The organism is Streptomyces sp. NPDC001020 (assembly GCF_053599115.1).
Genome location: NZ_JBSFLQ010000009.1, coordinates 235431 through 245111, shown reverse-complemented (window position 1 = coordinate 245111; position 9681 = coordinate 235431). Strand labels below are relative to the sequence as shown.

The window sequence follows — 9681 nt, the reverse complement described above, 5'->3', positions numbered from 1 at the left end:
GTTGATAGGCCAGATCTGGAAGCACGGTAACGTGTGGAGGTGACTGGTACTAATAGGCCGAGGGCTTGTCCTCAGTTGCTCGCGTCCACTGTGTTGGTTCTGAAACCACGAACAATCATTGCTGGTTGTCAGTTTCATAGTGTTTCGGTGGTTATAGCGTGAGGGAAACGCCCGGTTACATTCCGAACCCGGAAGCTAAGCCTTACAGCGCCGATGGTACTGCAGGGGGGACCCTGTGGGAGAGTAGGACGCCGCCGAACAAAATTTGAGGGAAACCCCGCACCTTATGGTGCGGGGTTTTCTGCGTTTTCAGCCCGTTCCCGTTCCTTCAAACGCGCTCGTTTAGGCTCGCTCCCATGCGCTATGACCTCGTCATCTTCGACAACGACGGCGTACTCGTCGACAGCGAGCCCCTCTCCAACACGATCCTCGCCGCCCACCTCACCGAGCTGGGGCACCCGACCACGTACGAGGAATCCATCCGTGACTACATGGGCTCCGCCATGCACCGCATCCACGACCTCATCGAGGAGCGGACAGGACAGCGGCTGCCCGACGACTTCGACGACGCCTTCCACGCACGCGTCTTCGCCGCGTTCGAGCGGGAGCTGAAGCCCGTCCCCGGGGCTGTGGACGTACTGGAGAAGCTCACCGCCGACGGTGTTCCCTACTGCGTGGCCTCGTCGGGGAGCCATGAGCGGATCCGGGTGGGACACCGCACAACCGGGCTCGACCGATGGTTCGACGACGGGCGGATCTTCAGCTCCCAGGACGTGGGGCGGGGAAAGCCGGCCCCTGACCTCTTCCTCCACGCCGCGGAGCGCATGGGGGTCGCGCCCGAGAAGTGTGTCGTCGTCGAGGACAGTCCACTCGGCGTACAGGCCGCCGTCGCCGCCGGGATGGACGTCTACGGGTTCACCGCGATGACGCCCGCCGCGAAGCTTGCTGCGGCGGATCAACTCTTCTCCAGCATGGGAGAGTTGGCCGACCTGCTGATGTGAAACCCGGCAAGGTCCCGCCCACGGGACTGGCACTGACATTTGTCACACCCAGCTCCGGACGATCGTTTCTACTGCCGAACCCGCTCGGACCGCAAAGCTGAGTGCATGACGACGAACACGGTTACCCAGCGCCAGAGCAAGAAGAACAGCTTCGCGCCGCTGATCATGGACGTGGCGGTGCCCGTAGGGTCGTACTACCTGTTCAAGAACGGGTTCGGGGCGAGCACGCTCATGGCGCTCGGCCTCAGCAGCGTCCTACCGGCCGTACGGACGGCGTGGGGCGCGATCAAGGAGCGCAAGGTCAACGGACTCGCCGCGCTCATCCTGTTCGTGAACGTCGTCGGGCTGTCGCTCAGCTTCAACGCCGGCGACCCACGGCTGATGCTCGCCAAGGACAGCGCGGCCAGCAGCGCGATCGGCATCGGGATCCTGGTCTCCGTGGCACTGGGGAAGCCGATGATGACCGCCGGTATGAAGCCCTGGCTCGTGAAGGGCGACGCGGTCAGGGAGGCCGCCTTCGCGCGGCTGCAGAGCCAGTCCCCGGCCTTCCAGCGGGCCGAGCGGGTCTTCTCCCTCGTATGGGGCGCGATCCTGCTCACCGAGTGCGTGGTGCGAGTCGTGGGCGCCTACACCCTGCCCGCGGACACGATGGTCTGGCTCGGCTCGGTCATCATGGGCGTCTCGCTGCTCCTCGCGTTCCTCGTCAGCGGCGCCCTCGCCGCCGGCCCCATGGTGGGGATGCTCGCCGCCGAGCTGAAGGCCGACGCCGACCGCTCAGCCGCCCCCAAGCTCGTCCTCGCCCAGTGAAGTTGAGCAAAAATCATCTTCGGCTGAATCTATCCACCGATAGACCGGGGCCCTACGCTCGCCGCCATGACAGATGTGCTGCGGCGCGGCAGGGCCTCGCTGGCGTTCAGCTTCTTCGCCCAGGGCGCCGCCTTCGCCCTGCTCGTGACCCGTATCCCGGCCGTCCAGGACCGGTACGGGCTCTCCGACGCGCTGCTGCCCGTCGCTCTCGCCGCCGTACCGATCCTCGCCGGTGTCGGGAGCGTGAGCACCGAGAAGCTCGTCAAGCGCGTACGACCCAGCCGACTGCTCCGCTGGTCGCAGGCCATCGCGATGCTCGCCCTGCTCGGCGTCGGGGCCGGAGACGGCATGGTCGAACTGGGGCTCGCTCTGGCCGTGTTCGGGCTGACCGTGGGGGCGCTCGACGCCTCCATGAACATGCTCGGGGTGAGCCTCCAGCGGTCCTATGGGCGCAGCATCATGCTCGGTTTCCACGCCGCGTACAGCCTCGGCGGGATCGTGGGCGCCTCGCTCGCCTGGGTAGGGGCACACTGGCACCTGGCGCTGTGGATGTCGTACCTGCCTGTCTTCGCGGTGCTGCTTCCCGCCACCCTCGTCGGCAGCCGGTGGTACGTGGACGGGGATGTGGCCGCGGCGGAAGCACAGAAGGCCACGGCCGCACCCGTGGCCTTCCGGCTGCTGCTGCCGCTGTGCCTGGTGATGACCTTCGCGTACATCGGGGACTCGACCGTCTCCAACTGGAGCGCCAAATACCTCCAGGACACGCTCGGGAGCTCGGAGCAGCTTGCGACGGTTCCGTACAACGTCTACATGGTCACCATGCTGCTAGGGCGGTCCGTCGGGGACTTCGGGGTGCGACGCTTCGGGGCTGCGGCCGTCGTACGGCTCGGGACCCTGGTGGCGGCGGCCGGGTTCGCCGTGGTGGCGGGCGCGCCCGCGGCATGGGTGGGGATGCTCGGGTTCACTCTGCTGGGTCTCGGACTGTGTGTGCTCGTACCGCAGACCTTCGCGGCCGCGGGACGGCTGTTCCCCGAGGCTTCGGACACGGCCGTCGCACGCCTCAACATCTTCAACTACGTGGGCTTTCTGGTCGGGTCTCCCCTGGTCGGAGCGCTCGGGGACGCCTGGAGCTACCGGGGCGCCATGCTCGTACCGATGGCGCTGGTCCTGGTGACGCTGGTGTACGCGCGATCGTTCGCACCCGCGGCGGACCGCTACGGTGACGACCATGAGCGGTCGCGCGCAGCTGATGTGGGACGAGGCGGTAACGGGATATGACTTCGGTCCGGACCATCCGATGGACCCGGTCCGGCTCGCGCTGACCAGGAGGCTCGTCGACGCCTTCGGACTCGACAGGGACATCGAGGTGGTCGCCGCGAAGCCCGCCGGTGACTCGACGCTGCGGCTCGTGCACCGCGAGGACTACGTCCAGGCCGTGAAGGCCGCGTCCGCGGACCCGGCGGCGGCCGACGTGTCGTACGGGCTCGGGACCATGGACGACCCCGCCTTCGCCGGGATGCACGAGGTGTCGGCCCTGATCGCCGGGCAGTCGGTGGCGGCGGCCGAGGCCGTGTGGCGCAAAGACGCCCTGCACGCCGTGAACTTCGCCGGTGGCCTGCACCATGCGATGCCGGGCGCTGCCTCCGGATTCTGCATCTACAACGACGCCGCGCTCGCCATCGCCCGGCTGCTGGAACTGGGCGCGGAGCGGGTGGCGTACGTGGACGTGGACGTGCACCACGGAGACGGGGTGCAGGCCGCTTTCTGGGAGGATCCCCGGGTTCTGACCATCTCGCTGCACGAGCATCCGCGGACCCTCTTCCCGCAGACCGGGTGGCCGCAGGAGACAGGGGCCCCGAACGCGGAGGGCAGCGCGGTGAACGTGGCGCTGCCGGCCGGGACCGGGGACGCCGGGTGGGTGCGGGCCTTCCACGCCGTCGTGCCGGAGCTGGTCGCCGACTTCCGGCCACAGGTGCTGGTCAGCCAGCACGGCGCCGACACCCACTTCGAGGACCCGCTCGCGCACCTCGCTGTCTCGCTGGACGCGCAGCGGGCCGTGCAGACCGCGTGCCACGACCTCGCGCACCGGTACGCCGAGGGACGCTGGATCGCGCTGGGCGGGGGCGGGTACGCGGTCGTGGAGGTCGTGCCACGCTCATGGACGCATCTGGTGGCCATCGCGGCGGGGCGGCCGATCGCCCCGGAGACCGTGCTCCCCGACAGCTGGCGGCAGGAAGTCTTCGCCCGCACACGGCAGTTGGCGCCGGCTCGGATGACGGACGGGCGATGGCCGGTGGCGTACGCGGACTGGGAGGCGGGGTACGACCCGGCGGACCGGCTGGACCAGGCGGTGCTCGCGGCACGCAGGGCGGTGTTTCCGCTGCGCGGCCTGCTGGCATAGCCGGGCGCCGCCTTGCCTCGACGCCAATCAATGCGCAGGATCACACGATTACGCCGACTGTGGGGTGTTTCCTGCGTTCCGCTCGTGCGGCGGTGACGGTTGGGCCAGCATCGCTGACGTGTTGAGCCCCGGAGCGCTGCGTGCGCATCTGCTGGCCGCGGGGCTGGCCGGCCCCGTGGCCACCTCGCGTGAGGAGAGCCTGCGCAGCTACCGGCTCTTCGCCGCCCGCGACCCCCGCGTGCTGATCGGACTCGATCCCGAATGGACATGGGGGCATCAGGATGTGATCGAGTTGATGGCGGACAAGTGCGGGGTGTCGGCCGACCTCCGGCATACGGCCGGCCGTGATGTGATCGACCCCGAGCGTACGCTGGAGGCCCTCGAAACCTTCGCCGAGCGGATCGGCAGAGCGGCGCGGGACAGGGCGCCGGTCCTGCTGGGCACCGGCCACCCGCACCGGCTGCTGGGTTTCTACGCCACGCTTGCGGACGCCTTGTCGACGGCGGGATGTGCTGTCCTCACCCCGGCGCATGGTCGCCGTATCGACATAACGACCCGGTTCGGTCTACGCATGTACAACCTCGATTACGTACGAGGAGTCGCATTCATGCGCAAAGCGGGGCGCGGAACCGCGGGTGGTGAGCCCGGCGCACACACGCACTCGCCGTTCCCGGTTCGTATCGCGCTGGCCGCCGCCGCGGAGGTCGGCGGGCCGCTGCCGGAGCTGGTCATCGGTGACCATGGATGGGTCTGCGGGGCAGGTCAGCTGGGGTTCGAGGCGATCGGGCTGGCCGATACGGACGATCCTGCGCTCTTCGTCGGAGAGGCAGAGGGGCGGGTGTCCGTCGTCGTTCCGCTTGATGACGCTGTGCGGTCTGCTTACTACCGACCGCTTACTCGCTATGTACTCAATCGAGCGTGTCTGTCACAGTAGGTGGCGGATGCCATCCCCTCTTCCCCACTTGCATCACACGCCCCTAGTCTGGGGAGTGAGCACGCAACGACGAAGAGTCACCGGAAGGGGAAGCCGGTGGCCGTCGAGTGCGGAAGGTTCAGGTGTGTCATGGCTGCTGCTGGCGAGAGGCCTCTGAACGAGGTTCAGTTTCTGACCGTGGCGGAAGTCGCCTCGGTGATGCGCGTGTCGAAGATGACCGTGTACCGACTGGTGCACAGTGGTCATCTGCCGGCGATCCGGGTGGGGAGGTCCTTCCGGGTGCCGGAGCAAGCGGTTCACGAGTACCTCCGCGAAAGCTATGTGGGGGTGGAGACGGCCTGAGGGCGGCCCGGTGGGGCCCTCTTCGGCCCCCCGGGTCACCTCGATTACGACCTCAGCGCTCGGGCGGGTAGGCTAGCCCCTCGTAGGTCGTGTGGGCCCATGGCGCCCAGCACTGAATGATGAGAAGTGAGCGAGGGTAGTCGTGGGCTCTGTTATCAAGAAGCGGCGCAAGCGGATGGCCAAGAAGAAGCACCGCAAGCTGCTCAAGCGCACTCGCGTTCAGCGTCGCAACAAGAAGTAAGTCGCTGCCCCCGCAGGGGGCGCCCTTACTTGTTGCGCGAGCGCGCACCATGGCCCCCCACCGCCGGTGGGGGGCCATGGCCGTCTCCGGGCACCAGGGCGGCGAGGACTCCGTGCGTACGGCGAAGACCATGTGCGTGCGGTTGTGGGGCAAATGGCTTGCTCTGATCGTTCGTACGGGGGTGTCGTCACTTCGTGCATCGGGCGGTCGTCACAGCGCAACACCGACCCGCTAAGTTGGCCGCACACGGGGAACGCGGCAGCGCCGCGTCCGCGACTGGACGCGGTGTGACGCGACGGGAAGAGAGGCGCTGATCTTGGGGCAGGTCGTGCTCGTGACCGGGGTGGCCCGCCGGCTCGGGGGCCGGTTCGTACGAAGGATCCAGCGCGACCCGGAGGTCGACCGGGTCGTCGGGGTGGACGCGATCACGCCCGAGCACCTTCTGGGCGGCGCCGACTTCGTCCGAGCCGACATTCGCCAGCCCGCCATCGCCCGTGTGCTCGCCGAGTACTCCGTCGACACGGTCGTTCACATGGACGTGACCGGCACCCCGCTGGGCAGCGGCAGCCGAGCCACGGTCAAGGAGACCAACGTCATCGGCACCATGCAGTTGCTGGGCGCTTGCCAGAAGTCGCCGACCGTCAAACGGCTGGTCGTGAAGTCCAGTACGAACGTGTACGGGTCCGCGCCCCGTGACCCGGCCGTGTTCACCGAGACGACCCCGGCCAAGTCCCTGCCCAGTGGGGGATTCGCCAAGGACACCGTTGAGGTCGAGGGGTATGTGCGGGGGTTCGCGCGGCGCCGGCCCGACGTCGCCGTCTGCGTGCTGCGCTTCGCCAACATCCTCGGCCCGGACGCTGATTCGCCGCTCGCCTCGTACTTCTCACTGCCCGTCCTGCCCACTGTCTTCGGCTATGACCCGCGGTTGCAGTTCGTGCACGAGGACGACGTGATCGACGTGCTGCGGATCGCGTCGCACGAGCCGCGACGCGGCACGCTCAACAGCGGCACGTTCAATGTCGCGGGCGACGGGGTCCTCCTGCTGTCGCAGTGCGCGCGACGGCTCGGGCGACCCACCGTGCCGCTGCTGTTGCCCGCGGTGACCTGGGTCGGCTCGGCGGTGCGCAGGGTGGGTATGACGGACTTCTCGCCCGAGCAGATCCGGCTTCTCACCCATGGCCGGGTCGTGTCGACGGACCAGATGCGCGAGACTCTTGGGTACGAGCCGAAATACACGACCGCGGAGACTTTCGGGGACTTCGCGCGCAGCCGTGGCGCCGGACTGCTGCCACCGGAGGCCCTCGCGGCGGCCATCGACCGGATCGCCGCGCTGCCCGCCTTGGGCGGTGGCCACCCCCCGACGCAGAGCGCCAACTGAGGAGCGCATCAACGATGGCGGACGCCAAGGTCATTCCGTTCGACGACGACCGGTCCCGCGGGGCGGCCGCGCAGCGGTCGCAGCGGCGCCGGAGCACGGGGAGCCGACGCAAGGGCGAGCCCGCGGTGGTCCGCGAGGTTCGGACGGCCCCGCAGCGTGACGTTCCCGTGACAGGTGAGGAGAAGCCGCCGGTCACGCCGCAGGAGGCGAGCCTGGAGCAGCGCGTCGCCGGGGGCCTGGCCTTCCTGCGCCGCCGGCTCACGGGCGACTACGAGGTCGATGACTTCGGCTATGACGAGGAGCTCACCGACCAGGTCCTGATGTCGCTGCTGCGGCCGCTGTACGAGAAGTACTTCCGGGTCGAGGTGAAGGGCATCGACAACATCCCGTCGAAGGGCGGGGCGCTGATCGTCGCCAACCACTCCGGGACACTGCCGCTGGACGGCCTGATGCTGCAGGTCGCCGTGCACGACAACCACCCGGAGGACCGCCACCTCAGGCTGCTCGCCGCGGACCTGGTCTTCGTACTGCCGGTGGTCAACGAACTGGCCCGCAAGGCCGGACACACCCTGGCGTGCACGGAGGACGCCCAGCGGCTGCTGGAGCGCGGCGAGCTGGTCGGTGTGATGCCGGAGGGCTTCAAGGGCATCGGCAAGCCGTTCAGTGAGCGCTACAAGCTGCAGCGTTTCGGGCGTGGCGGCTTTGTCTCCACGGCGCTGCGCGCGAGGACGCCGATCATCCCGTGCTCGATCGTCGGGGCCGAGGAGATCTACCCGATGATCGGCAATGTGAAGACCCTCGCTCGGCTGTTGGGCTTCCCGTACTTCCCGATCACGCCGACGTTCCCGTGGCTGGGCCCACTGGGTGCGATCCCGCTGCCGACGAAGTGGACGATCGAGTTCGGGGAGCCGATTCCCACGGACGGCTATCCGCCGGAGGCCGCCGAGGACCCGATGCTGATGTTCAATCTGACGGATCAGGTCAGGGAGCAGATCCAGCACACGCTGTACAAGCTGCTGGTGCAGCGCAGGTCGGTCTTCTTCTGAGCCGTTCCGTCCGTTCTGGTACGAGGACGGGGCGCCCCTGCCGAAAGGGGCGCCCCGTCCTCGTACGAGAGCCCTACTTGTTCTCCTCGCTGTTGATGCCCAGGCCCGGCAGGAGGCCGGGGAGCAGCGGGGGCAGTGTCACGTGCTGGTCCGGCGAGGGGCTCTTGCTCGGCGAGGGTGAGCTGCTGGCGCTGTCCTTCGGCGGGTCCAGCAGGCCGCCCGTGCCGCCGAGCAGGCCGGCGCTGTCCCCACTGGTGGACGTGGAGGGCCGGGGCCGGCCGCTGCTATGGCTGTCGGTGGGAGGCCCGCTGGTGGCGCTGGGCGTCGGCCCTTTCGTGCCGGTGGGGCTCGTGGAGGCGGTGGGTTCGCTGCCGGAGCCCTGGTGCCGGTCGGGGCTGCTCTGGGACGAGGGCTGTGGCAGCAGCGACTGCAGCGGGGCGACCTCCTGGTCTATGGCGTCGAGGACCGACGAGACCTGCTGACTGACGTCGCCGAGCTGGACGGGCAGCCGGTCGCGCAGGGCGCCCCAGGCCTCGCGGTGGGACTCCGAGAAGGCGGAGAGGGCTTGGATGGGGCCGAGCGAGCCGTTCCGCTTGTAGGCGTCGTGCAGCAGGCGGTGGCCTTCGGACGCGTCGCGCTGCATGCCGGACAGAGTGTGGCGGATCTCGCCGATGGACTCGTGGTCGAGCTGGCCGCTGCGGCCGCGCTCCATCAGCCTGCGGGCCTCGCTCAACCGGGTCGATGCCTGGTCCAGGTAGAGCTGTCCTCGTGCGTTGTCCCCGTCGGCCATGCCGAGTTTGACGTCCTCGATGCCGCGTTTGAGGCCATAGAGCGAGTCACCGGGCAGGGCGTCGGAGCTGGCGGCGGCCACTCCTCCGAAGGAGGCGGCAGCCACCCCCATGCTGAGCCCGCCCGCGGCGAGGCCTTTGGTGAGCCGGGTCCGTGGTCGCAACTTTCCCAGCGGGCTTGCCCGGTGAGCGCCCCGGGCCCGGTGGGGCCGCTGCTGGGGGACCGAAGGGCCCGCCGCCTCGCCGCTCGCGGCCGTGCCCTCCTGCAGCATGGCCTCCATCGCGGCCACCAGCCGCGCGCGCTGGACGACCTTGACCTCGGGGCTGAGCGCCGGTTTGGGCAGCTCGCCGAGACGGGTCGCGAGGCCCAACAGGCGGGGCTGGTCGGTCCGTTCCTGGACGGCCAGGGTCGGGCTCGGCCCTCCGGGCCACTCGGCCGCCGTGCCCCGGTCGTCGGGCTGGTCCTCCAGGGCCTGGGCGAAGGCGTTCGCCCGCCGGTGCGCCGATACGTTCGCGATCACTGGCGGCACCTCCTCTCGTCATGACGGTCGGACTCCCCAGGGGATCCTGAGGGTTGCACGCCCCGATCGCTGCCACACGATCGAGTGATCGAGGGTAGCCGGAGTGTGACCACAGGGAGCCTGTATCCCGCACAACGAGCGGCTCGGCACTTCGGTTACGGAAGTCGGAGGGCCGGGTTGGAAAGCCAACTAGTGGCATATGGAAGCAAGTTGACTGACATT

At 68.8% G+C, this 9681-nt stretch carries 10 protein-coding genes and 1 rRNA gene; 10 read left to right on the top strand and 1 reads right to left on the bottom strand.

Features of this window, described 5'->3' with window-relative positions:
* Window positions 1–143: 143 nt before the first annotated feature.
* The 10 genes from rrf to ACWDEX_RS11705 all read left to right on the top strand — a co-directional run bounded on the left by rrf (window position 144) and on the right by ACWDEX_RS11705 (window position 8150).
* A 5S ribosomal RNA gene (gene rrf / locus ACWDEX_RS11750) occupies window positions 144–260 on the top strand.
* A 96-nt stretch (window positions 261–356) separates the two neighbouring features.
* Window positions 357–1001: an HAD family hydrolase gene (locus ACWDEX_RS11745; RefSeq protein ID WP_450463083.1), complete on the top strand. Its 645-nt coding sequence runs from the start codon at window positions 357–359 to the stop codon at window positions 999–1001.
* A 105-nt stretch (window positions 1002–1106) separates the two neighbouring features.
* Entirely contained in the window at window positions 1107–1808 is a 702-nt protein-coding gene (locus ACWDEX_RS11740; protein ID WP_450463082.1) for a VC0807 family protein, read from the top strand.
* A 66-nt stretch (window positions 1809–1874) separates the two neighbouring features.
* Window positions 1875–3086: an MFS transporter gene (locus ACWDEX_RS11735; protein ID WP_450463081.1), complete on the top strand. Its 1212-nt coding sequence runs from the start codon at window positions 1875–1877 to the stop codon at window positions 3084–3086.
* Window positions 3037–4209 carry an acetoin utilization protein AcuC gene (locus ACWDEX_RS11730; protein WP_450463080.1) on the top strand — a complete coding sequence of 391 codons (1173 nt, stop codon included), beginning with the start codon at window positions 3037–3039 and terminating at the stop codon, window positions 4207–4209. Before ACWDEX_RS11735 ends, ACWDEX_RS11730 begins: the two co-directional genes overlap by 50 nt.
* Window positions 4210–4327: 118 nt before the next feature.
* Window positions 4328–5143, top strand: a complete 816-nt coding sequence (locus ACWDEX_RS11725; protein WP_450463079.1) for a phosphatase — start codon at window positions 4328–4330, stop codon at window positions 5141–5143.
* A gap of 129 nt (window positions 5144–5272) precedes the next feature.
* Window positions 5273–5485, top strand: a complete 213-nt coding sequence (locus ACWDEX_RS11720) for a helix-turn-helix domain-containing protein (protein WP_004984898.1) — start codon at window positions 5273–5275, stop codon at window positions 5483–5485.
* Between the two features lie 142 nt (window positions 5486–5627).
* Window positions 5628–5726, top strand: coding sequence for a 30S ribosomal protein bS22 (locus ACWDEX_RS11715; RefSeq protein WP_003948845.1), 99 nt, complete (start codon window positions 5628–5630; stop codon window positions 5724–5726).
* A 316-nt stretch (window positions 5727–6042) separates the two neighbouring features.
* Entirely contained in the window at window positions 6043–7104 is a 1062-nt protein-coding gene (locus ACWDEX_RS11710; protein WP_450463078.1) for an NAD-dependent epimerase/dehydratase family protein, read from the top strand.
* A 14-nt stretch (window positions 7105–7118) separates the two neighbouring features.
* Complete coding sequence (locus tag ACWDEX_RS11705; RefSeq protein WP_450463077.1) at window positions 7119–8150, top strand: lysophospholipid acyltransferase family protein; 1032 nt, start codon at window positions 7119–7121, stop codon at window positions 8148–8150.
* 73 nt (window positions 8151–8223) lie between these two features.
* Here ACWDEX_RS11705 and ACWDEX_RS11700 read toward each other — a convergent pair whose 3' ends face one another.
* Window positions 8224–9459: a DUF5667 domain-containing protein gene (locus ACWDEX_RS11700; protein WP_450463076.1), complete on the bottom strand. Its 1236-nt coding sequence runs from the start codon at window positions 9457–9459 to the stop codon at window positions 8224–8226.
* Window positions 9460–9681: the final 222 nt, after the last annotated feature.